General features: G+C 33.5%; 21 protein-coding genes. 13 read left to right on the top strand and 8 right to left on the bottom strand.

Going from position 1 to position 24,632, the window contains the following annotated elements:
• Positions 1 to 77 precede the first annotated feature (77 nt).
• Both NG655_RS05420 and NG655_RS05415 read right to left on the bottom strand, forming a co-directional pair.
• A complete protein-coding gene (locus NG655_RS05420; RefSeq protein WP_419469269.1) occupies positions 78 to 602 on the bottom strand; it encodes a methyltransferase domain-containing protein in 525 nt (174 codons plus the stop codon).
• Positions 602 to 1,183 carry a DinB family protein gene (locus NG655_RS05415; protein ID WP_252158318.1) on the bottom strand — a complete coding sequence of 194 codons (582 nt, stop codon included), beginning with the start codon at positions 1,181 to 1,183 and terminating at the stop codon, positions 602 to 604. Before NG655_RS05415 ends, NG655_RS05420 begins: the two co-directional genes overlap by 1 nt.
• A gap of 55 nt (positions 1,184 to 1,238) precedes the next feature.
• Here NG655_RS05415 and NG655_RS05410 point away from each other — a divergent pair, with 55 nt between their 5' ends.
• Positions 1,239 to 1,580: a translation initiation factor gene (locus NG655_RS05410; RefSeq protein WP_252158317.1), complete on the top strand. Its 342-nt coding sequence runs from the start codon at positions 1,239 to 1,241 to the stop codon at positions 1,578 to 1,580.
• A gap of 7 nt (positions 1,581 to 1,587) precedes the next feature.
• Here NG655_RS05410 and NG655_RS05405 read toward each other — a convergent pair whose 3' ends face one another.
• On the bottom strand, positions 1,588 to 2,253 hold the full coding sequence (locus NG655_RS05405) for a uracil-DNA glycosylase (protein WP_252158316.1): 666 nt from the start codon (positions 2,251 to 2,253) through the stop codon (positions 1,588 to 1,590).
• Between the two features lie 29 nt (positions 2,254 to 2,282).
• On the opposite strand from NG655_RS05405, the gene NG655_RS05400 reads away from it, so the two are divergent.
• The 4 genes from NG655_RS05400 to NG655_RS05385 all read left to right on the top strand — a co-directional run bounded on the left by NG655_RS05400 (position 2,283) and on the right by NG655_RS05385 (position 5,802).
• A complete protein-coding gene (locus tag NG655_RS05400) occupies positions 2,283 to 4,454 on the top strand; it encodes an endonuclease MutS2 (RefSeq protein WP_252158315.1) in 2,172 nt (723 codons plus the stop codon).
• Complete coding sequence (locus NG655_RS05395; RefSeq protein WP_252158314.1) at positions 4,451 to 4,852, top strand: thiol-disulfide oxidoreductase DCC family protein; 402 nt, start codon at positions 4,451 to 4,453, stop codon at positions 4,850 to 4,852. Before NG655_RS05400 ends, NG655_RS05395 begins: the two co-directional genes overlap by 4 nt.
• A gap of 147 nt (positions 4,853 to 4,999) precedes the next feature.
• The gene (locus tag NG655_RS05390) at positions 5,000 to 5,377 is read left to right on the top strand and encodes a DoxX family protein (protein WP_252158313.1); all 378 of its coding nucleotides are present in this window, start codon (positions 5,000 to 5,002) and stop codon (positions 5,375 to 5,377) included.
• Between the two features lie 5 nt (positions 5,378 to 5,382).
• Positions 5,383 to 5,802, top strand: a complete 420-nt coding sequence (locus NG655_RS05385; protein ID WP_252158312.1) for a hypothetical protein — start codon at positions 5,383 to 5,385, stop codon at positions 5,800 to 5,802.
• On the opposite strand, the gene NG655_RS05380 is transcribed toward NG655_RS05385, so the two are convergent.
• Both NG655_RS05380 and aroC read right to left on the bottom strand, forming a co-directional pair.
• Positions 5,795 to 7,057 (bottom strand): dicarboxylate/amino acid:cation symporter, encoded by a 1,263-nt coding sequence (locus tag NG655_RS05380; RefSeq protein ID WP_252158311.1) that lies wholly within the window; start codon positions 7,055 to 7,057, stop codon positions 5,795 to 5,797. The genes NG655_RS05385 and NG655_RS05380 overlap by 8 nt on opposite strands.
• Positions 7,058 to 7,060: 3 nt before the next feature.
• Entirely contained in the window at positions 7,061 to 8,125 is a 1,065-nt protein-coding gene (aroC, locus tag NG655_RS05375; RefSeq protein WP_252158310.1) for a chorismate synthase, read from the bottom strand.
• Between the two features lie 120 nt (positions 8,126 to 8,245).
• Here aroC and NG655_RS05370 point away from each other — a divergent pair, with 120 nt between their 5' ends.
• Positions 8,246 to 9,370 (top strand): TlpA disulfide reductase family protein, encoded by a 1,125-nt coding sequence (locus tag NG655_RS05370; RefSeq protein WP_252158309.1) that lies wholly within the window; start codon positions 8,246 to 8,248, stop codon positions 9,368 to 9,370.
• Between the two features lies 1 nt (position 9,371).
• Here the strand turns inward: NG655_RS05370 and NG655_RS05365 are convergent, their stop codons facing one another.
• Positions 9,372 to 10,016: a rhomboid family intramembrane serine protease gene (locus NG655_RS05365; protein WP_252158308.1), complete on the bottom strand. Its 645-nt coding sequence runs from the start codon at positions 10,014 to 10,016 to the stop codon at positions 9,372 to 9,374.
• 35 nt (positions 10,017 to 10,051) lie between these two features.
• Between NG655_RS05365 and NG655_RS05360 the strand changes: the two genes are divergently transcribed.
• Entirely contained in the window at positions 10,052 to 10,957 is a 906-nt protein-coding gene (locus NG655_RS05360) for a lysophospholipid acyltransferase family protein (protein WP_252158307.1), read from the top strand.
• On the opposite strand, the gene glmM is transcribed toward NG655_RS05360, so the two are convergent.
• On the bottom strand, positions 10,946 to 12,331 hold the full coding sequence (gene glmM, locus NG655_RS05355) for a phosphoglucosamine mutase (protein WP_252158306.1): 1,386 nt from the start codon (positions 12,329 to 12,331) through the stop codon (positions 10,946 to 10,948). The genes NG655_RS05360 and glmM overlap by 12 nt on opposite strands.
• Before the next feature lie 97 nt (positions 12,332 to 12,428).
• Here glmM and NG655_RS05350 point away from each other — a divergent pair, with 97 nt between their 5' ends.
• The 6 genes from NG655_RS05350 to NG655_RS05325 all read left to right on the top strand — a co-directional run bounded on the left by NG655_RS05350 (position 12,429) and on the right by NG655_RS05325 (position 23,628).
• Entirely contained in the window at positions 12,429 to 13,007 is a 579-nt protein-coding gene (locus tag NG655_RS05350) for an acyl carrier protein phosphodiesterase (RefSeq protein WP_252158305.1), read from the top strand.
• A gap of 19 nt (positions 13,008 to 13,026) precedes the next feature.
• On the top strand, positions 13,027 to 14,709 hold the full coding sequence (gene ggt, locus NG655_RS05345) for a gamma-glutamyltransferase (RefSeq protein ID WP_252158304.1): 1,683 nt from the start codon (positions 13,027 to 13,029) through the stop codon (positions 14,707 to 14,709).
• 72 nt (positions 14,710 to 14,781) lie between these two features.
• Positions 14,782 to 17,613 (top strand): excinuclease ABC subunit UvrA, encoded by a 2,832-nt coding sequence (gene uvrA, locus NG655_RS05340; protein ID WP_252158303.1) that lies wholly within the window; start codon positions 14,782 to 14,784, stop codon positions 17,611 to 17,613.
• Between the two features lie 12 nt (positions 17,614 to 17,625).
• Entirely contained in the window at positions 17,626 to 18,312 is a 687-nt protein-coding gene (locus NG655_RS05335; RefSeq protein WP_252158302.1) for an LOG family protein, read from the top strand.
• 4 nt (positions 18,313 to 18,316) lie between these two features.
• Positions 18,317 to 21,127: a gluzincin family metallopeptidase gene (locus NG655_RS05330; RefSeq protein ID WP_252158301.1), complete on the top strand. Its 2,811-nt coding sequence runs from the start codon at positions 18,317 to 18,319 to the stop codon at positions 21,125 to 21,127.
• A gap of 89 nt (positions 21,128 to 21,216) precedes the next feature.
• The gene (locus NG655_RS05325; protein WP_252158300.1) at positions 21,217 to 23,628 is read left to right on the top strand and encodes an alpha-ketoacid dehydrogenase subunit alpha/beta; all 2,412 of its coding nucleotides are present in this window, start codon (positions 21,217 to 21,219) and stop codon (positions 23,626 to 23,628) included.
• On the opposite strand, the gene holA is transcribed toward NG655_RS05325, so the two are convergent.
• Positions 23,625 to 24,626: a DNA polymerase III subunit delta gene (holA, locus tag NG655_RS05320; protein WP_252158299.1), complete on the bottom strand. Its 1,002-nt coding sequence runs from the start codon at positions 24,624 to 24,626 to the stop codon at positions 23,625 to 23,627. The genes NG655_RS05325 and holA overlap by 4 nt on opposite strands.
• Between the last annotated feature and the right edge of the window lie 6 nt (positions 24,627 to 24,632).

Here is a 24,632-nt window from a genome sequence, read left to right as displayed (position 1 = left end):
ATTGGAACCCTTTTTATTTATCTCATTGTGAAGAGAATAATAGATAAAAAGAAAGAAAATTTTGAAGATCGAGAGTACTAAACTCGTTCGCAATAAACAATATAGTATCTGGGTGTAAAATACCTGAGTAAGGGACGAATTCCTATTTTACTTGTGTCTGGGGAAGTCCATAATTCAAAATCTACTACCTTCCACCCTGTTTTTTGAAGTAAAAAGTCGAATTGTTTTTGTTCAAACTCGTGGTAATGCTTGTCCCAATCATCAGCTTCATTCCAATAAGCTTCTGCAAACCATAATTTTAATGGTACAGAAGCTACTAACTTATTTGACTTAAGTTCTTTTAAAATATTGTAAGGAGCTAAAAGATGCTCAAAGATTTCAAATGCAGTTACACAATCAGCATTTGCGTTAGCGAATTTCTTAAAATCATCATCTAAATTTTCACCTTGGGTATTTGTAACTTCATAACCTGCCTTTTTTAAAAAAGGAGTAAATGGGTTTTCAGTCCCTAAGTCCAATAAACTAGAACTTTGATCTAGATGCTTTTCTAAAAAATCTAAAGTCTTTTTATATCGGCGTAGGTGTGGTTTTGAGATTTCCATTATTCTTTTGTTTTACCCATAAAAACATTAACTCCTTTTTGGATTGGATTCCCTGCAGACCGACGAAAACTTACGACTTGTCCTGTATGGTAGATAGCATCAGATAAGGGACCGTTTATTAAGTTCCATAATGGAAAATGAGACTGCTTCCCTCCTCTTTCAAAAATTACGTTCAGTTCAGAAAGCTGTTCAGGTGTTTTATTTTTAAAATTCAAAGTAGCTTGTTTTAAACTATTTAGAGTTTCTGATCTCAATTCAAATAACCCTTTAGGTTGATTTTCGATTGGTCTAAAGCTAACCTTGTTTACAGAAACATTCAGGATAACTTCTGCTAGACCATGGATGTGTTGTAAAGTTTCCTGAGTAGAACTTCCACTACTTGAGGGTTTGTAGTCTAAATCTGTAGTTGTAAGCCCTTTTGTAGCCCAGTAATAACGATAGCCAAGCCCTTCAATCATTCGTACAATTATATTCCCAGAGTCATAAGAATCAGAAGCCTCTGGAATGGATTCAAAAGGAAGTTTATCTTGTGCCATGATTGGTGTATTTATTAAAAGGAAAACAAATAGAAGGTACTTCATTTATTGTTATTTTATTCATCTAAAATAGTATTTTAGCAGTAATAAATCTTTTAAGATGCCAAAGAAATTAACGAGTCTAGCTGATTTAGCTAAAATGAAGTTCGATAATCTAGCTCCAGATCCTGAGCCAAATGAGATTGAAGAAATTCCATTCGAGAAACAAAATCTTGAAGCTCACTTTAGTAATAAAGGTCGTGCGGGTAAAACCGTAACCGTAATTAAAGGTTTTGAAGGCAATGATGCTGACTTAAAAAAGTTAGGTAAAACTCTCAAAAAAGCAGTGGGTGTTGGAGGAAGTATTAAAAATGGTGAGATTATTATCCAAGGGAATTATCGCGTTCAGCTCATGAATATTCTCATTGATATGGGGCATGAAGTGAAACGAATCGGTGGATAATATTTTTTTACCACACAATTGACTTATCCCCTCTACTATTCAAATAGGAATTACATGTACTAAAATGTTTATTCCCAAACCAATATCCTCTATTAGCACTTAAAGGTGAAGGGTGTCCTGCATTTAAAATCAAGTGTTTATCTCCATCAATTAGTTTTGATTTTTTTTTAGCATACCCACCCCAAAGCATAAAAACTATTCCCTCGGATGTGTTTGATATTTCTTTAATTAAATCATCTGTAAATTGTTCCCATCCTTTTCTCTGGTGACTCCCTGCCTCTCCCGCTCGAACGGTTAATGTAGCGTTCAAAAGCAATACACCTTGATTTGCCCAATGTCTTAGATTTCCACTGGATGGATAAGCTACATTTAAATCGTTTTGAATTTCTTTAAAAATGTTAATCAATGAAGGAGGATGTTTAAGACCATCAGGAACAGAAAAAGACAAACCTTCTGCCTGCCCAGCTCCATGATAAGGATCCTGACCTAGGATAACTACTTTAATGTCTTTGGGACTGCATAATTTGAGTGCTTCAAATATTTTGTTTCGCTCTGGGTAGCAACTGTTGTTTTGATACTCTGAATTGACAAAAGCACCCAAACTTGAAAAATAGGGTTGTTCCGTTATTTTTTTTACGATACTTTCCCAACTCTTGGGTATAAGTTCTTGCATGAAATTACGTACTTTTGTTAGGCAAAAATATGAAAATACCTGAGAAAGCATTTAGTGATTTAGAATTTACAACGGTATTGCAACAATTATCCGAATTGGCAATAACTTCAATGGGTAAAGAGCTATGCTTATCCTTAGCACCATTTGAAAATGAGGAAGAGTTAATCAGACAATTAGAGTCTGTTTCTGAATTTACCGCATCCTTTGACAATGAAAATAGAATTCCTAACCATGGATTTGATGACTTAAGCACCGAAATTAATTTACTTAAAATCGAAAATTCTGTATTAGAATTAGAGGGCTTTCGTCGAATTGCTGCAGCTTCAGACATTGTTAATGTCTTGCTTAAATTTTTTAAAAAATTTAAAGAGTATTACCCGAAGCTATATGAGCAGGGTACTAATATTGAGATTACTAAAGAACTAATAATTTCAATTAATAATGTTATTGATCGTTTTGGTGAAGTTCGTAATGATGCTTCCCCGGAGTTGTTTCAAATAAGAAAAAAAATTCAATCCGTTCGATCTAAAATTGGCCAAAGTTTTCAGCGAGCTTTAAGTCAATACAGCACTGCTGATTACCTAGATGACATTAAAGAGTCTGTAGTAGAGAACAGAAGAGTACTTGCAGTAAAAGCTATGTATCGCCGTAAAGTTAAAGGAGCAATTATGGGTAGCTCCAAAACGGGTAGCATTGTATATATTGAACCCGAAACAACCCTTCAGCACACACGAGAGCTTAATAATTTACAATTTGAGGAAACCGATGAAATTAAACGCATATTATTAGCATTAACACAGTATTTGCAGCCCTTTAGATCTTTGTTGATTCAGTATCAAGAATATTTAATTTTAATTGATAGTTATTACGCACGTGCTAAATATGCGCAATTAACACAAAGTATTCTCCCAAAGATTAATTCTAATCGAGAACTTTCAATAATAAATGCATACCACCCCTTACTTTATTTATCTAACAAAAAAGAGGGAAAAAAAACATTTCCTCAAGATATTACACTAACGGAAAATCATCGAATAATAGTGATATCTGGTCCTAATGCTGGAGGTAAAAGTATAACCCTTAAAACTGTGGGTTTACTTCAGTTAATGTTACAAACGGGAATGCTTATTCCTGTACATGAGCAAAGTACCGTTTGTTTTTTCGATCAGATTATTACTGATATTGGGGATAATCAATCCATTGAAAATCATTTAAGCACCTATTCTTATCGCCTCAAGAATATGAAGTATTTCATTAGAAAGTGTAATAAAAATACATTGTTTTTGATCGATGAATTTGGAACTGGATCCGATCCTGAATTGGGCGGGGCTCTCGCAGAAGCTTTCTTAGAGGAATTTTACAATAGAGAAGCTTATGGAATTATTACAACGCATTATTCAAATTTAAAAGTACTAGCAAATGAATTGCCCTTCATGTCCAATGCGAATATGCAATTTGATAACAGAACCTTAGAACCTGTTTTTAATTTAATTATGGGGGAAGCAGGAAGTTCTTTTACATTTGAGGTTGCTCAAAAAAACGGAATCCCTTTTAGTTTAATTAACCGAGCTAAGAAGAAAATAGAGCGCGGAAAGGTCCGTTTTGACGCAACGATAGCTAAATTACAAAAAGAACGATCTCAGATGACTAAAACTGGAGATTCGTTGAGAAAGCAAGAAAGTAAAGCTATCGAGGAAAATCAAAAATTGGAATTGTTAAATAAAAAGATTAAAGAAAAATTAATCGGATATCAAGAGCTTTTTGATCATAACCAGCGAATGATTGTTTTAGGAAATAAAATGAATGATGTTGCTGATCGATATTTTGAGAACGGTAAAAAGCGCCCATTAATAGCAGATTTACTTAGATTAGTTGAGGCAGAAAATTCAAAAAGAAAAAAGAAAAGTGCTTCTGAAAAAAAGAAGGAAAAAGCTGCTAAGGAGAAAGCTAATTCCGAAGCAACCAAAGCTATGGTAACGATCCGTAAAGAAAAAAAGAAAAAGAAAAAAGCAGCTCCTATTCCTGTAAAAGTCAAAGTGAATTTCAAAGTAGGAGATCAAGTTCGACTTTTTGACGGAAAAGCAGTTGGGACCATAGATTCTATAGAGAAAGAAAAAGCTATTGTTAACTATGGTATGTTTACTACACAGGTTCGTTTAGAAGCATTGGATTTAGTTCAATCATCAAAAAAAAGTAAATGAAAGTCGCAATAATACTTTACGACGGTCCCTGTGTTCTTTGTAATGCATGGGTTCATCGTTTATGTAAATGGGACAAAAAAGATCAGCTTCGATTTGCTACTCTAGATAGTAAAACAGGGCAAGATTTCTTTCGTGAATTTAAAATAAACCCCGTAGTACTTGAAAGTGTTGTGTATTGGATCCCTAATGAAATGTATGCTATAGAAGCTCAAGCTACTTTTGAACTTTTCAAAAAGTTAGGAGGGATTTTCAAGCTTATTTCTTTTTTAAATATACTTCCTAATTTTATTACTCAAAATAGCTATAAACTTATAGCAAGAAATCGATATAGATGGTTCGGAAAATTAGAATCTTGTCCCCTACCTAACCCCAAATACGCTCATAAATTTTTACAATAGATATTTTAACAAAAGAATTGCTTTTTAAAATACAGGAATAAAGTATATTATATCATATGCATCTAAAAAAGTAACTCTTTATATTAAAATAGATTAGGTCAAATAAAATTCATACTTTTATTTAACAACCCACAATCTAACTGACCTATGAATAATAAATTATTTTTGGTATTAAGGATTGCTGTCGCTATTATTTTGCTTCAAACATTATTCTTTAATTTCTCAGCACATCAAGACAGTATATTTATTTTTACTAAAATAGGTTTGGAGCCTTGGGGTAGAATCGGAGTAGGCATTCTCGAATTAATTGCTAGTATACTTTTATTTGTACCCAGAAGAATTGGTGTTGGAGCAGGTTTATCAGCTGGCTTAATGTCTGCTGCAATCATGATGCATTTTACAAAAATTGGGATTGAAGTAAATGGTGATGGAGGATCTTTATTTTTTACTTCAATTTTTACTTTAATTTTAAGTTTAACTATATTAGTTAAAAACAGAAAAGATTTTCCTTTTTTAAATCTTTAATTTTTATGCAAAAACAAAAACCTTATAACTACCTAAAAACAATCCTTATCATACTGTTAGTCTGGAATATTATTGGAATTTTATTTTTCCTGCAGGATGTTTTTTTAGATCCTAAAATTTTAACAGAAAATCAACTAGAGTTTTCTTCTCGATTCCCTTTTTGGATTAAGATTATTTATGCTCTAGCAGTTTTTGGGGGAACGATTGGAACATTTGGATTAATTAAACGCAAATCTTGGTCTCACAGTATTGTAATTGTTTCAATGTTGGCAGTTATTGTCCAAATGTATCACAGTATTTTCATTGCCAATTCACTCGAATTTCTTGGAAATAGTGCAGCAATATTACCTATTATAATAATAGTATTGAGTATTGTTTTGGCTTGGATCGCAGAAACTTATAAACGTAACAACTGGTTTATTTAAGCTTATTTATTGATTTAGCTACAAACATAGAAACTGCTGCGTCACCTGTAACATTTACAACTGTTCTACACATATCCAAAGGTCTGTCAATAGCAAATATAAGTGCTAGTCCTGCTTCTGGAATTCCTGCTTGTGCAAGAACAATTACTAACATTACAATTCCTGCACTTGGAACAGCTGCTGTTCCTATAGAAGCTAATGTTGCTGTAAATATGATTCCTAGCTGAGCACTGAGACTCAAATCTAATCCAAATGCTTGGGCTATAAAAACTGCTGCTACACCTTGATACACACTGGTTCCATCCATGTTTATCGTCGCTCCGATAGGGAGAACAAAACTAGTAACTTCTTTATCTACCCCTAAATTACCTTCTACACATTCCATAGTAACTGGCAGTGTTGCAGCAGAAGAACTCGTTGAGAATGCCAAAAGTTGTGCAGGAGCTATTCCTTTGAAGAAAAAAGAAGGACTCTTTTTTATCAATATACGGACCATTAATGCATAAAAGCCTATCATTAAAGCCAGTCCTGCTAATAAGGTAATTGCATAAAGAGCCAGTGCTTTAAATAACTCCAAGCTTGGGGCTTCAACTACTAATGCAGCTAATAAAGCGAAAACACCATAAGGAGCAGCCATCATAATTAAATCAATTAGCTTTAAAATAACGGCATTAAAAGAATCAAAAAAACCTTTAACTAAAGAGGATTCTTTTTCTGGAATTAGAATGATACCGATTCCAAAAAATATAGCAAAAAATATTATTTGTAACATGTTGCGGTTGTTACTTGCTGCAGAAAACAAATTAGAAGGTACTATGTCTACAAGAGGTTGAAGCCTCCCAGCACTACTTTGTTTAGCTGCGACTTCTCGTTTTTGGTCTGCATCCGATGCATAGGCTTCTACAAGTTCTTTTCGTGTTTCTATACTAATAGATTTACCTGGTTGGATTGAATTCACTAAAATTAAACCAATAACAACAGCAACAAGGGTTGTACTCAAATAAGTAAGGATGGTTCTTCCACCCATTTGAGAAAGTTTAGATATATCTTTAAGATCAGAAACTCCCTTAATTAAGGAGGCTAGAATTAAAGGAATTGCGATTAGCTTTAACAGGTTTATGAATATGGTTCCAAATGGTTTTACAAATTCCCCAACAAATTCAGCCCCTCCATTAATAAAAGACATTAAAAGACCGAATATCACACCAAGAGCCATTCCAATAAGAATTTTCCAGTGTAAAGCTAATTTTTTCATAGATTATATTTTATTGGTCCTACTTAGAAGATTAAAATCTGCAAGTACAAGAGCAGCCATTGCCTCAACAATAGGAACTGCCCTAGGAACTACGCAAGGATCATGCCTGCCTTTTCCTTCCATTACAACCTCTTGACCTTTATTATCGATTGTATTCTGCGCTTGCATTACAGTCGCAACAGGTTTAAAAGCAACACTGAAGTAAATATCCATACCATTTGAAATCCCTCCTTGAATCCCTCCTGATCGATTTGATTTAGTTGTTCCGTCTGTATTAAACGGATCATTATGCTGACTCCCTTTCATTTGAGAGCCGTCAAAGCCACTTCCATATTCAAATCCTTTAACAGCATTGATTGATAACATTGCTTTCCCTAATTCTGCGTGAAGTTTATCAAATGCAGGTTCTCCAAGACCAACAGGAACATTTTGTATAACACAAGTAATTACTCCTCCTACGGTATCTCCTTCCTTACGGATTTGACGAATATATTGTTCCATCTGTTCAGCCATGTCTGGATCAGCACAACGAACTGGATTTTTTTCAATAGCATCAAAGTCAAGTTCTTGATATGGTTTTTCCATTTTTAATGGGCCTACTGCTGAAACAAAAGCTGTAAACTTAATATCTGATAAAAATTGCTTTGCAATAGAACCAGCCACTACTCTACTTGCTGTTTCTCTTGCAGAACTTCTTCCACCTCCTCTGTAGTCTCTGAAACCGTACTTTTGATCATAAACATAATCAGCATGTGAGGGACGGTAACTGTCTTTTATATGACCGTAGTCATGTGATTTTTGGTTTGTATTATGAATTGCAAAGCCAATAGGTGTACCTGTAGTTTTTCCTTCAAACAACCCAGAATAGAATACTACCTCATCCGGTTCTTTTCTCTGAGTAACAATAGCCGATTGACCGGGTTTTCTTCTGTTTAATTCAAGTTGAATTTTATCTGTATCCAAATGAATACCTGCTGGACATCCATCTATTACCCCACCAATCGCTGCTCCGTGAGATTCTCCAAAAGTTGTAACGTTAAATAACGTTCCAAAGCTATTTCCTGCCATATTTAAAAAAAATTTGTACGAACAAATATACTATTAAATTAAGACCTGAAATCATTATTTTCATTCTATTATTATGATTAAACTCTCCCCGAATAATCGATTGAATTATTATATTTGTGCATGGAAAATTTTAAATTAACAGCTACAGTTTCGTTACTTCTGAGTTTACTAATAATTTCTTGTTCAGAAATAGAACCGAACAGTTTTATCATAAAAGGAAATACCGATCTCATAGAAGGGACTAGCGTTTACAGGGTAGAGTCTGGTCCTAATGGACAGGCAGTTACAGTAGATTCTACTAAAGTAGTTGAAAGTGCTTTTGAATTCAAAGGTTTTGTAGATCAAATTGACATTAATTTTATTTTCATAAAAGGTGTCAATGGTAATGTGCCTGTCATCTTAGAAGAGGGAATCATTGAAACCAAGATTTATAAAGACAGTTTAAGTTCTTCAACTATCGGGGGAACAAATTCAAATAACGATCTAGCTGAATATAGAATTTCAACTAAGGATTTTTCTGAAAAACTACAATCCATTGTCAAAGAAATAAACCAAGCTAATGCAGTTGGCGACAACCTTCTTGTAGAAGATTTAACTTCTGAATATAGAAGCATAGAACAAGAACTAAGCCTTTATGAAAAGGGTTTTATGAATTCAAATCCAAGTTCCTACATAGCATCATTAATTTTAGAACGTCTCTTAACAACACAAAAAATACTTCAGCCTGAAGCTGCTGCTATTTTTAATGGTTTTGATCAAAAAATCAAGGAAAGTGTTTCTGGAAAAAAGGTAAATACTATTATAAGTAAACCAATAAATCCCACAGCAATTGGTGCTAAGGCATTAAATTTCGAAGGCCCTAACCCAGAGGGTGAAATTCTTTCACTTGAGTCTTTAAAAGGTAAAGTTACTATCATAGATTTTTGGGCCTCTTGGTGTCGTCCTTGCAGAATTGAAAATCCTAATTTAGTTAGACTTTATAAAAGAATGCATGACAAAGGATTAGAAATTGTTGGAGTTTCTTTGGACAAAAGCAAAGTAAATTGGGAACGTGCTATTGAAGATGATGGTTTAATTTGGAACCATGTCTCTAGTTTGCAATATTGGAAAGAACCAATCGCTGTCTTATACGGAGTGAGAAGTATTCCTGAAGCCTTTGTATTAAATGAAGATGGAGTTATAGTTGCTAAAAATCTTCGTGGAGCACAATTGGACGCAAAGATTGAAGAACTTCTTGGAGAGTGATTTACTTTTTAAACAGGATATAACCGGTTACAACCGTAACTACTGTAAGAAATACTAGAGTCGAAAAAGAGGTTTCTAAAATCCAAGGCGCTAGTAATAGAGTTGTGATTATTCCTCCAATTGCTCCTCCAAAATGAGCAGTATGGCCAATGTTATCTTGTTGTTTTTTCATCCCAAATAAAGTATAAACCAAGTACCCTATTCCAAAAACATATCCAGGCAATGGAACTGGAAAAATAAATAACATAAGTTTCATCTTGGGATACATTAAAATAGTAGCATACAATACACCCATTATAGCTCCACTTGCACCTACAGCACTGTAATAAGGATCATTTCTGTGAAAATACAAAGCAAACAGATTGCCTGAAATTAAACAAGCAACGTACAAAATTAAAAAATTAAAAATTCCTAATCCTGCAACAGCCTGATCTCCGAAAAGATACAAAGTGAACATATTAAACCCTAAATGAGCAAAATCAACATGTAAGAATGCAGAACTAACAATGCGATAGTTCTCTCCAAGTTTAACTGCAGCAGTGTTAAATTTAAATTTATTAAAGAAATAATGATCTTTAAACCCTTTTAAAGACACCAATACATTAGCTAATATAAATGTTAAAATTATTGGGGAAAGTGATTGCATATTTGGAATTATATTGAATTCAAATATACCTATATTTGTCAAAAAAAATAGTGAACCTACTCATCTACATAATATCGTATCCAATTTTAATAGGGATTTCTATTTTACCCCATTTCATTCTTTATAGAATATCTGATTTCCTTTACCTAATTCTATATAAAACATTTGGTTACAGAACCAAAGTTGTTCGCAAAAACTTAAAATTAAGTTTTCCAGAAAAAAGCGAAGTTGAATTAAAAAAAATAGAAAAGGCTTTCTATAAACATCTATGTGACATATTTGTAGAAATGCTTAAAGCGCTTACAGTTTCAAAAAAACAGGTTTTAAAACGCTTTAAATTCAAAAACATTGATCTTGTAAATAAACATCTAGATAATAACGTTTCCGTTGTTTTAATGTGTGGTCATTATTCTAGCTGGGAAGGTATGTTAACTATAGGATATCATATTAATAAAATAGGATACGCTGTTTACACACCGCTTTCAAATAAATATTTTGAGCGAATGATTGTTAAATCTAGAGTAAAACACAAAGCCTATCTTGGGTCTCGCTACCACGTTTTGAATGATATTTATAAGCATCAAAAAAACAAGGAGGCTTGGATTTACGGTTTAGCAGCTGACCAATCCCCTTCTCCGAAACCAAAAAGCTATTGGAGAACTTTTATGGGGAATGAAGTTCCTGTTTTTACCGGTGGTGAGAGAATTGCAAAGCAATACAATTTACCCGTTGTTTTTGCCTCAATTAATAGGGTTAAGAGAGGGTATTATGAAATTGATATAAATACCCTAACGGACAATCCGAAAGAGACTGAGGAAAATGAAATTACTGATATATTCACAAACACATTAGAAGCTCAAATTCTAAAAGATCCTTCACAGTATTTATGGACGCATAATCGATTCAAGCATATGGATAAAAACCCAAAATTAACTGCCTAATTCAAGGAGTTCTTTTTTAAATCTATTCATTAAATCGTCCGCCTCTTTTTGAGAGGGAGCCTCTGTATAAACCCTTATAATTGGTTCAGTATTTGACTTTCTAAGATGTACCCATGAGTTGCTAAAGTCTATCTTAACTCCATCAATTGTATTTGGATTTTCTTTTTGGTAAACTTTTTCTATTGCATCTAGCAAAAAATCAACATCCATTGTGGGCTCCAACTCAATCTTTCCCTTACTCATAAAATATTCAGGGTATGTTTTTTTAAGTTCCGAAACAGGAATTTTAATCTCACTTAATAAGGATAAAAATAATGCAGTTCCTATTAAAGAATCCCTTCCATAATGAAGTTGAGGATCTATAATACCTCCGTTACCTTCACCTCCTATAATTGCATTAACTTCTTTCATTTTAGTTACAACATTAACTTCTCCAACTGCACTCGAGTAGTATGTACCTCCATGTTTCTCTGTAATATCTTTTAATGCTCTGGTCGATGACATGTTTGAAACCGTATTTCCAGGTGTTTTTGACAATACATAATCAGCACAAGCAACAAGTGTGTATTCTTCTCCAAACATTTCGCCATTTTCATCTATAAATGCCAAACGATCAACATCTGGATCAACAACAATTCCAAAATCAGCTTTGGTTTCTTTTACCTTTTCAGAGAGTGCACCCAAATGTTCTTTAAGTGGTTCTGGATTGTGTGGAAAATATCCATTAGGCTCACAATATAATTCTACAACTTCGATATTTAATTTTTTCAAAAGAGCAGGAATAGCAATACCGCCAATCGAATTAACCCCATCAACAACAACCTTAATTCCACTCGACCTAATTGCATCTATTTCAACAAGTGGGTGGTCTAAAACTGCATTAATATGCATTTCTAAGCTGGTTTGATCTTCTTTTATTGATCCCAAATCATCTACCGATGCAAAATCAAATGCATCATTTTTAGCTATTTCTAAAATTTTTGCTCCCGCGACTGCATTTAAAAATTCACCTTTTGAATCTAACAATTTTAGTGCATTCCATTGTTTTGGGTTATGACTTGCCGTTAAAATGATTCCTCCTTGAGCATTTTCTTTTGGAACCATCATTTCAACAGTAGGTGTAGTTGCCATTCCCAGATCAATAACATCAATACCTAATCCAATTAAAGTATTCGATACTAATGCTTGAACCATAGCACCTGAAATCCTTGCATCCCTTCCTATTACAATAGTAGCCTCAGAAATATTAGGGTCAGATAAAATATAACTCCCGTAAGCTGCAGCAAAACGAACTACGTCTATCGGAGTTAAATTATTATTCGGTTCCCCTCCTATTGTACCTCGAATTCCTGAAATGGATTTTATTAATGTCATAAAATAATTTTTATCAAAGATAAAAGAGTTCCAAAAAAACAATGTTGTTTTTTAATTAATTTGGAGACTTTTAAAAAAAGAAAACTAGATTTATTGAATGAATTATTTAGCTCACATTTATTTATCTGGAGAAGATCCAGATTTAATATTTGGTAATTTTATTGCCGATGCGGTTCCTGGAAAACAATATAAAAATTATTCTAATAGAATTCAGGAGGGTATAATTTTGCACAGAGAGATCGATACATTTACGGATCAACATCCTATATTTCGAAAGAGTAAAAAATTATTGACAGAAGACCATGGACACTACAGTGGTGTACTTGTAGATATGTTTTATGATCACTTCTTAGCGGCATTATGGCAAAATTATCATACAGAAAGCCTGGAGCTTTTTTCTCAATTATTCTACAAGGAAATAGAATCCAGATTTGAATTATTACCAGATAAAATGAAACGTGCCTTCCCGTACATGAAAACTAATAATTGGTTGTTACAATATAAAACACTAGAGGGACTCGAGATTATTTTAGGACAGATGGAACGGAGAACTCGATTTAAGTCAAATTTTAAAGCTTCCATTAATACTTTAAAAAAACACTATCCTGTCTATGAAAATGATTTCTGTGTTTTTTTTGAGGATATTAAAATGTTTGTATCTTCCAAAATCTCTTAATCTTTATACAAACAACCCAATGACACAATCCCTAGACTTTATTAAATACAGTCGAATCGTTAGTTTTTTGATCTTAGTTGGTTGTTCTGATCCAGATATCAAAATTAGAGGAGGTGTCGTCTCCGCTATGCCCTATGCATCTCAAGTTGGGGTTGATATATTAAAAAAAGGAGGAAATGCATATGATGCAATGGTAGCGACAAACTTTGCTTTGGCTGTAGTTTATCCAGTTGCCGGTAATATTACAGGGGGAGGTTTTTTTGTGTATAGAAATGCAGACGGAACTTCGGGAACATTAGACTACAGAGAACAAGCCCCTTTGGCAGCATATCGAGACTTATATTTAGATCCAGAAGGAAACGTTATTCCAAATAAAAGTACAATCGGCGGATTAGCTGTTGGAGTTCCTGCAACTGTTGCTGGAACGTTAGAAATTCACAGAAAAATGGGAACTCTTCCCTTAAAAGATTTACTACAACCGGCAATTGATTTAGCTGAAAACGGTTATGTTGTTACAGAAACGCAGGCTAAAAGTTTAGAAAATAATCGAAAGTTATTTATTGAAATCAATGGAAAAGAAACATTTTATGCAAAAGAATATAAAGCAGGAGATGTTTTAAAAAATCCAGCTTTAGCAAAAGTATTAAGAACTATTTCTGAAAAAGGAAACGAAGGATTTAATTCAGGATGGGTAGCAGATGCGCTTGTATCTAGAGTAGAAGAAACTGGGGGCATTATATCACATCAGGATTTAAAATCATATGAGCCAATATGGAGAGCCCCCTTGAAATTTAAATATAAAGAGTTGAATGTCATATCGATGGGTTTACCTTCAAGCGGAGGAATATGCTTAAACCAAATGATGAAAATGGTAGAGCAATATGATTTAAAATCACTAGGTCATAATTCTCAAAAAAGTATACAATTGATGGTTGAAGCTGAAAGGAGATCCTATGCCGACAGAAGTGAATATTTGGGAGACCCTGATTTTGTAGAAGTTCCAACACAAATTCTTCTTGATTCACTTTACATTAATAAAAAAATGGAAAGTTTTGATTGGAACAAGGCCTCACTGTCAGCTGACATTAAACCGGGTGATACTCATTATTTTGAAAGTGATGAAACTACTCATTTCTCTATCCTAGATGATCAAGGAAATGCAGTTGCTGTGACTACTACTCTTAATGGAGGATATGGATCTAAAGTTTTTGTAGAAGAATTAGGTGTTTTTTTAAATAATGAGATGGATGACTTTAGTAGTAAGCCGGGGGTTCCAAATATGTTTGGGCTAGTTGGTAAGGAAGCAAATTCAATAGCTCCAAAAAAAAGAATGCTGAGCTCAATGACTCCAACAATTGTTGAAAAAAACGGTTCTTTATATTTAGTCTTAGGAACTCCTGGGGGTTCCACAATTATAACTTCAGTTTTTCAAACAATTCTTAATGTGTACGAGCATAATATGTCCATACAAGATGCTGTAAATGCTCCTCGTTTTCATCACCAGTGGATGCCTGATTACATAACGGTAGAGCCTAATAAATTTGATTCAGAATTAATTAACAGATTAAACGAATTAGGGTATAATGTAAGTGAAAGAGAAGCCAGAATAATTGGTAAAGTTGATGCTATTTTAATTGATGATGAATCTATAATCACTCTAGGAGCAGATCAACGAGGTGACGACACTGCTGTTAGTTATTAAAATTGTTTTTAATTTTTAAACAATTGATTTATTGTCCAGTCTAAAGTTGTATTTTTAACTCTTAATTTTGCTATGGAAAACAATAAAAATGTCATCGATGTCCAAGGAGCTCGAGTACATAATTTAAAAAATATAGATGTAAAAATACCTAGAGACCAACTTGTAGTTATTACAGGTCTCTCAGGTAGTGGAAAATCTTCACTTGCCTTTGATACAATTTATGCTGAAGGACAAAGACGATATATGGAAACATTTTCTGCTTATGTTCGTCAATTTCTTGGAAACTTAGAGCGTCCAGAAGTAGATAAAATCGACGGGCTTTCTCCCGTAATCGCTATTGAACAAAAAACAACCTCTAAAAGTCCACGATCAACAGTAGGGACCATAACCGAAGTTTATGACTTTCTTAGGTTAATGTTTGCTCGTATAGGAACTGCATACAGTCATCAAACGCAGGAAAAAATGGTAAGCTACACCGATGATCAGATCATTGAGCTTATTCAAAAAGATTACGCTGGAAAAAGTGTTTTCATCCTTGCCCCTATCATAAAATCTAGAAAAGGACATTACCGTGAATTGTTTGACAACTTAGGAAGACAAGGTTTTATTAAAGTGCGTGTTGACGGGGTAATTGTCGAGCTCTCTCCAGGAATGAAATTAGACCGATACAAAACTCATGATATTGAATTAGTAATCGATCGCTTGAGAATTAATGAAAGTATTGCCGGAATCAAGAGACTTCAAGAATCATTAGTCACAGCGATGTATCAAGGCGGAGAGACAATATTATTGTACGATGAAGAAACTCGAAAAGTAAGATACTTTAGTAGAAATTTAATGTGTCCAACTTCTGGTATAGCTTACCAAAAACCAGAACCAAACAGTTTTTCTTTTAATTCTCCCAAAGGGATGTGTACCAACTGTAAAGGACTGGGAACGCAACAAATGGTAAATAGAAAAAAAATAATACCAGACGACTCGGTATCCATCAAAAAAGGTGGAATAATACCTTTGGGATCGGAAAAAAATTCCTGGAGTTTCAAGCAAATGGCAATTATTGCTCAACGTTACAATTTCAATTTAGCGGATCCTATAAATAAAATACCGGAAGAAGCTCTTGAGGTAATTTTAAAGGGAGGAGCTGAAACTTTTACAGTAGAATCTAAAACTCTAGGAATTACTAGAAACTATAAAATTGACTATGAGGGAATAGAAAATTTCATCAAAAATCAGTATGAACAAGCAAGTTCTTCGAATATAAAACGTTGGGCAAATGATTTTATGGATCAAAATGAGTGTACTTCTTGTAAAGGTTCACGCCTTAGAAAAGAAGCTCGGTATTTTAAAATCAATGAACTCAATATTTCTGAGCTAGCTCAAATGGATTTAGATGAGCTTTATGCATGGTTCAATGATTTACCAAAACATCTTTCAAAAAATGAACTTAAAATAGGTGAGGATGTAATCAAAGAAATAAAATCCAGACTACAATTTCTTCTAAACGTTGGATTGAACTATCTATCATTAAATCGATCATCCAAATCACTTTCTGGTGGGGAAGCACAGCGAATTAGACTAGCAACTCAAATTGGTTCTCAACTTGTTGGAGTATTATATATCCTGGACGAACCGAGTATTGGGCTGCATCAACGTGACAATGAACGTTTAATAAACTCTTTATTTTCGCTTAGAGACATTGGAAACTCAGTTTTGGTGGTAGAACATGACAAAGACATGATAGTTCAGGCAGATCATGTGATTGACATTGGTCCATTTGCTGGAAAAAATGGAGGAGAAATCATCTCAGAAGGGAAACCTGAACAATTATTAACAGAAAATTCATTAACTGCGAAATATTTAACTGGAGTTAAAGAAATTGAAGTTCCTAAAACACGAAGACCTGGAAACGGTAATGAGTTGGTTTTATCAAACTGTACGGGTAATAATCTAAAGAATGTTACGCTTACTATACCACTGGGCAAAATGATTGGAGTGACCGGTGTCTCTGGAAGTGGAAAATCATCTTTAATTAATGGTACACTTTATCCTCTTTTAAATGCACATTTTTTTAATGGAGTTGCAAAACCACTTCCACATAAAGAAATTATAGGATTAGAACATTTAGATAAAGTTGTTGATGTAAATCAAAGTCCCATTGGTAGAACTCCTAGAAGTAATCCTGCAACCTACACGGGGGTATTCAGTGAGATTCGTACTTTATTTACAAAAACTCCAGAAGCCCAAATTAGAGGATACAAGCCAGGTCGATTTAGCTTTAATGTTTCTGGTGGTCGATGTGAAACCTGTATGGGAGGAGGAATGAAAGTCATTGAAATGAATTTTTTACCGGATGTTTTGGTTGAGTGTGAGTCCTGTCAGGGGAAAAGATTTAATCGAGAAACTTTAGAAATTAGATATAAAGGAAAATCAATTTCTGATGTGCTAAACATGACCATCGATCAAGCTTGTGATTTTTTTGAACCCATACCAAAGATTTACAAAAAACTTAAAACACTTCAAGATGTAGGTCTCGGGTATGTAAGTTTAGGACAGTCCTCTACTACCCTTTCGGGTGGTGAAGCACAACGTATTAAATTAGCAACAGAACTTTCTAAAAGAGATACGGGTAACACCTTGTTTATTCTTGACGAACCAACCACAGGATTACATTTTGAAGATATTAGAGTTCTTTTAGTCGTTTTAAATTACTTAGTCAGCAAAGGAAACACAGTGGTTATAATTGAACATAATATGGATGTTATAAAACAAGTTGACCATATTATTGATATTGGATATGAAGGTGGAAAAAATGGTGGACAAATTATTGCTGAGGGTACTCCTGAAGAGGTAATTAAGAATAAGAAAAGTCATACAGCATATTATCTAGCAAAGGAAATTAATTAAAACCTCCACCCCATGAGCCTCAAAATAAAAAACAAAAGCTGGAACACAACCAAAACGAATGATTCCTGGTCCTTATTTAAGATTATGGGTGAATTTGTTAAGGGTTATGAAAAGATGGGAAGTATAGGACCCTGCGTTTCAATCTTTGGATCTGCAAGAACTGATCCAAAAAATAAATATTATATTCTAGCAACTGAAACTGCCAAAGCTATCGCAAATTCTGGATATGGAATAATAACAGGTGGAGGTCCAGGTATAATGGAAGCTGCTAATAAAGGAGCTCAAGAGGTTGATGGAAATTCGGTAGGACTAAATATTGCACTGCCATTTGAACAAAACCACAATCCTTTTATTGATCAGGACAAAAACTTATCTTTCGAATATTTCTTTATCCGTAAAGTAATGTTTGTGAAATATGCCCAAGCATTTGTTGTAATGCCAGGAGGTTTTGGAACACTTGATGAATTATTTGAATCAATGACACTCATACAAACAAAAAAAATAACTCCAATTCCTATAATCCTTGTGGGTGTTGAATTTTGGAGCGGTTTGATTGACTGGATTAAAGAAACATTAATTGACAATAAATTAATTAGTCCGGAAGACTTAGACTTATTTTCTGTAGTAGATACTAAAGAAGAAGTCTTACAACGAATAAACGATTTTTATTCCAAAGAAGTGTACAAACCAAATTTCTAAACAAGTGAAATCTACATTGTTTTCATGTATTGTAATTCTTATGTTTCCTTTTCAATTGATGGGACAACAAACTATTACTGATCATGATATTGATGTAAAATTAATTGTTTCAGAAAAGACACTTGAAGTTTCTCAATTAATACAATTCACCAATACAAGCTCAATAGTTCTTAAAAAGCTTTATTTAAATGATTGGTCTCATGCCTACAGTTCTTCTAAATCACCATTAGCGCAAAGATTTGCAGAAGAATTTGATCGAAGTTTTTATTTAGGAGCCAAAACAAAAAGGGGAAGTACCAACCAGCTTAATATTATAGTTGATGACAATAAAATAGAATGGAATCGATTAAAAGATCAGATCGATATTGTAGAAATAAAATTAGTTTCTGAACTTAAACCAGGTGAACAAACGACCATTGAGCTAGATTACAAAATTGTTCTCCCTAACGCTCGTTATACAGGCTATGGAAAAATTTCAGATACTGATTATTATTTAAAAAATTGCTTTATTCATATTGCTCCATTGATTAATAATCAATGGATAAAAAACAGCAATCTAGATTTAGAAGAAATAAGCACATTACCTGCTAACTTTTCAATTGAATGGGATATTCCTGCAGATTTGTTTGTAAATTCTAACTTAACTAAATGGAAAGAAAATAGATTCGGGACAAGAAAAAAAATATCACAATCGATCAGTAATGTTAAAGAAATTCAATTTCATATAACCGATAAAGAATACACTTATTTTTCAATTAATGGATTGAAAATAGGAACAGACCTAAGAGAAGTCGAAGAAAACTTATTAGATACTAATCCTAGTCTTTATCGAATCGTATCTTTTGTTGACAATAAATTCGGGTCTTTTCCTCATAATAAAATGCTTATTTCAAGTCTAGATTATAAGAAAAGAGCATATTTCGGCCTCTCCTCTATTCCATCCATTTTTTATCCATTTTCAGATCGTTTTGAATTTGAGATAAAAGCACTTAGCGTTTATTTAAATCATTATCTAAACGAGCAATTTCTTGTTGATCCAAGAAGCAACTTTTGGTTAACTGGAGGCTTACACACTCAAATTTTGATGGATTACATAGCAGAATATTATCCAAATCAAAAACTCTTGGGTTCAATCCCCAGACAACCCCTTTTAAAACCATTCATAAAGAATTATGTCCTAAGCAAAGCTTCTTTCAATCATGGCTTTCTGTATTTCAGTCAATTTGCGCTAAGAAATAACATTCAACAAGCACCAAGAACTCCAAAGAGTGAATTAATAAAGTTTAATGAACGTATTTCTCAACCTAGTTATGTTGCCTTTGGAATAAATTATGCTTCTAAATTTTATGGGAAAGAGTATGTAGAAAGGGCTTTTAAGAAGCAAATGGGTAAAATAAAATCTAATGCTCAACTGATTCAATCTTTAATACAGGAGTTAGACATTCCCTGGTTTACATCGGGTTATTTAAATAATAGAGAATCAATAGATTTAAGAATTAAATCCGTTAAAAAAGATTCAAAGCACATCAATATCGAAGTCCAACAAGAGCAAGATAATTTAATCCCTTTTACAGTAGCTTTATTAAAAAATGATACCATAATTTCTTCCTTAGATGTCAAAAACCCAAATAAAATCTCAAAGTTAGCCCTAGAAAATTTAGATGCTGATTACATTGCAATTAATCCAACATTAAAAATTCCAGAATTTAGCCAACGAAATAATTATCGAACTATAAAAGGCTCCCCGCTTAAGAAACTGAAATTTACATTAATTAAAGATTTAGAAGATGATAAAAGAAACCAAGTGTTTTTTAATCCCAAAATAGATTTTAATGTTTACGATGGACTAACTCTGGGAGCTAAGTTTTCTAATAAAACACTACCTAGAAGGCCTTTTGCCTATGAATTAAATCCAAACTACAGCTCAAAATTAAATGAATTGGTAGGCTCTTTAAGCTTAAACTATAGAATTTATAACGAAGATTCACCTTATTATTTAACGCAGTTTAGTGTATTTGGTAGTAGTTTTCATTACGATACTAACTTACGTTATAAAGTATTTTCACCCTCGATTTCAATATTCAAACGCCCAAAAGATTTTCGTTCTAATGAACGGCAAGCGTTTAGTCTTTCATATGTTTCAGTTTACAGGCAGTTCGGGAAAGAATCTTTGGTAACTCCTAACTACAATATTGGTAATTTAAGATATTCCTATTCTAATAAGCAAACCATTAAATTTGTTAAAATTAATTCTGATTTAGAATTTTCAGATAAATTCGGAAAATTAAATTTTAATGCCGAATACCGTCATTTATTCCATGATGGAAGAACCCTATCTATGAGATTTTTTGGAGGGAAATTTTTATGGAATAAAATTAGAGAAACTACTTATTTTGATTATAGTTTAAATCGTTCTACAGATTACTTGTTTCGGTATAATTACCTGGGACGCTCCGAAAATGACGGATTTTATAGTCAACAATTTATTTTATCTGAAGGTGGTTTTAAATCAAGATTTGAAAATCCCAATGCAAATGACTATTTAGCATCTGTAAACCTTGCGTATAGTTTATGGAAATGGGTTGAAGTGTATGCCGATTTTGGAGTTACCAAAAATTTAAAAACCAAATCACAAGGATTTTATGATTCTGGATTGAGATTAAATTTAGTGCCCGATTATTTAGAATTTTACTTCCCTATTCAAAACTCACAAAACTACGTGTTAGACGATAGAAATTACTTATCAAACATGCGGTTTGTTTTAACAGTAGATTTAAATAACTTAAAACAGTTGTTTTCAAGAAGGTGGTTCTAAGAGGTTGTTTTATAAATCGATAGTAACAATTTAGAGTCATTATTCTTATTCCTTTAATTTTTGTAAATTCGCACAACTAATTTTTTTCAATGTCCAATTCTAAACTTGCCGAAGAAATTCCTCTTTCCTACAAAGATTTCAAAGAGCAAGTACTTGCAGATTACAGACTCCTCTCTCTCAGTAGGGAATGTTCTATACTCGGAAGAAGAGAAGTATTAACCGGTAAAGCTAAATTTGGAATATTTGGAGATGGAAAAGAATTACCTCAGTTAATCCTTAGTAAGTTTTTTAAAAACGGTGATTTTAGATCAGGTTATTACCGAGACCAGACCATTTTAATGGATCAGGGTCACTTAAGTCCAAAAGAACTATTCTCTGCCCTCTATGCTCACCCAGACATCGATTTAGAACCCATGTCCGGTGGAAGACAAATGGGAGGACATTTTGTTACAAGAAGCATTGAGGAAAATGGAAGTTGGAAGAATTTAACAAATCAAAAAAACCACAGTTCAGATATATCCCCAACTGCAGGTCAAATGCCGCGACTTGTTGGTTTAGCACAAGCATCCAAAGTATATCGCTCCTTAAACATTAAAGACAGTGATAAATTTTCTGAAAATGGAAATGAAATCGCATGGGGAACTATCGGAAATGCTAGTACTAGTGAAGGTTTGTTTTTAGAAGCTATTAATGCTGCTGGAGTTATGCAAATCCCAATGGTTATAAGTATTTGGGACGACGACTACGGTATTTCTGTTCATAATGATGAACAAACAACGAAAGGAAGTATATCTAAGGCACTTGCTGGTCTTCAAAGAAATGAAGAGGAACAGGGTTTTGAAATACTAACAGTTAAAGGTTGGGATTATACTGCACTTATAGAAACGTATAAATACGCAGAAAAATTAGCTCGAAACGAGCACGTACCCGTTTTAATTCATGTTGAAGAATTAACTCAACCTCAGGGACACTCTACTTCAGGATCGCATCAACGTTATAAGTCAAAAGAACGCTTGGAATGGGAAAAACAATACGATTGTAATCTTAAAACAAGAGAATGGATTCTTAGCAATGGCTTTGCCTCAGAAGAAGAATTAAAAGCCATTGAAGAAGATAATAAAAAGAAGGTTCGAAAAGCCAAAACAGAAGCTTGGGATGCTTATCAAGCACCAATTCTCAATAATAAAAAGGAATTGATTCTGTTAATTGACAAAGCAACTAAAGCTGCAAATAATGATCCAAACCTTCAAATACTTAAATCTGAGTTAAATAAAATATCAGAGCCTTCGTACAAGGATATACTTCATTCTGCTCGTAAAGCTCTTAGAATACTTACACATTACGACCATCCTATTAAGGAAGAATTAAGAACTTGGAAAAACACACTCACAGAAAAATTAAATCCAAAATTTAGTTCACATCTTCACAGTCATTCTGACAAACGTTTACAAAACATAAATCCAGTTGATATTGAATATCCAGCTGAAGAAGAATTAGTTGATGGTAGGATCATAATTAGAGATAATTTTGATGCTTTATTAAAATCTAATGATAAGGTATTAATCTTCGGAGAAGATGTTGGGATAATTGGAGATGTAAATCAAGGATTAGAAGGCATGCAAGCCAAGTATGGCGCTACACGTGTTGCCGATACAGGTATTAGAGAAACTACCATAATGGGTCAAGGAATTGGAATGGCGCTCAGAGGATTACGTCCAATTGCAGAGATCCAATATTTAGACTATATCTTGTATTGTCTTCAAACATTAAGCGATGACCTAGCTTCTTACCACTACAGAACTGTAGGAAAACAAGCTGTTCCATTGATTATCAGAACACGAGGGCATCGTTTAGAGGGAATATGGCACAGTGGCTCACCAATGGGAGGAATTGTAAACCTGTTACGCGGTATAAACATTGCGGTACCACGAAATATGACTCAAGCAGCCGGAATGTATAATACACTTTTAGAAGGAGATGAACCTGCAGTAGTTATTGAATCTTTAAATGGCTACAGATTAAAAGAAAGAAAACCTTCTAATCTAGGTCAATTCAGAGTTCCTTTAGGTAAAGTGGAAACGTTAAAAGAAGGGGAAGATATTACATTAGTTTCCTACGGCTCCACCCTAAGAATGGTCGAAGCTGTTGCAAAAGAACTTATGTTATTCGATATAAATGCAGAAGTTATTGATATACAAACCCTTTTGCCCTTTGATTTAGATCAAAACATTAAGAAAAGTATTGCTAAAACAAACCGTCTTTTAATTATTGATGAAGATGTACCCGGTGGAGCTTCTGCTTATATATTGCAGCAGTTAATCGAAAAACAGAATGTTTTCCCATTATTAGATAGCAAACCACACACACTGAGTGCAAAACCACATAGACCTGCCTACGGTAGTGATGGAGATTATTTCTCTAAACCTTCCGAAGATGATATTTTTGAAAAGGTTTACGAAATAATGCATGAATCTGACCCAAAATCATATCCTAAGATTTAAACTGACACAATCTTTATTACTAACTCTTTAAGTAACTCTTCCATCGGAAGATTTTGCGCCCCTACTCCTTTACTTTTTAAATCTGCTTCTTTAATATATTCGATGACTTTAGATATTTGTTTCATCGAATAAAAACGAGCGGAGGCCTCGTAGTCTTTAAGGAAATATGGTGAAACTCCTAAAACTTTTTGAGCCTGTGAGGGAGAAGAAACTCCATGGAATAATAAAAGTTTTTGGAAAAAATTAAATAAAACTATAATTGTAAGCGGGACCGGATGTTTTTTGCTATTAGAAGCCATATATTTTATGATTCTAAAGGAATGCTCCAAATCTCTTTTCCCTAGGGATTTTTTAAGTTCAAAACTATTAAAATCCTTACTATAACCAATATGTTTTTCTATTAATGCAGGAGTAATTTCCTCGCCTTGCTGAATTCTACTTGCAAGTTTTTCTAACTCTTTGTCTATTTTCCCCAAATCCGTACCTAAAAATGAAGCAATTAATTGGGTAGAGTTTGGATGAAAATTTAATCCATAACGCAAACCTCGATCTTTAATCCAAGCAGCAACCTGATTATCATATAAGGGCTTAGTTTCAAGAATAACCCCATTTTTAGCAATGGCTTTGTAAGTTTTTTTTCTTTTATCAAGATTTTTCAACTTATAACAAAGAACTAAAACCGTCTGACTTTGTGGGTTTTCAAGATATGTAACTAAATCTTCAAATTTCTTATCTAAACTCTGTGCTTCTCGAACAATTACTAACTGATGAGTTCCCATCATCGGAAATCGTTTTGCGATCTCTATAATTTGTTCCGGAAGGGATTCTTTACCATAAAAAATAGTCGAATCAAAATCCTTAGCATGTTCTTCTACCACATGAGTAGATAGCACCTTAGTAACCTGATCAATGAAAAAGGGTTCGCTTCCCATTAAAAGATAAACAGGAGCAAAATCTCCTTTTTTTATTGAACTAAGTATTTGATTTATGTCTTTCAAAGCTAA

Source organism: Candidatus Arcticimaribacter forsetii (assembly GCF_910589745.1).
Classification (GTDB): Bacteria; Bacteroidota; Bacteroidia; order Flavobacteriales; family Flavobacteriaceae; genus Arcticimaribacter; species Arcticimaribacter forsetii.
The sequence above is the reverse complement of the archived record's forward strand: the minus strand, read 5'-3'. Positions and strand labels throughout refer to the sequence as shown.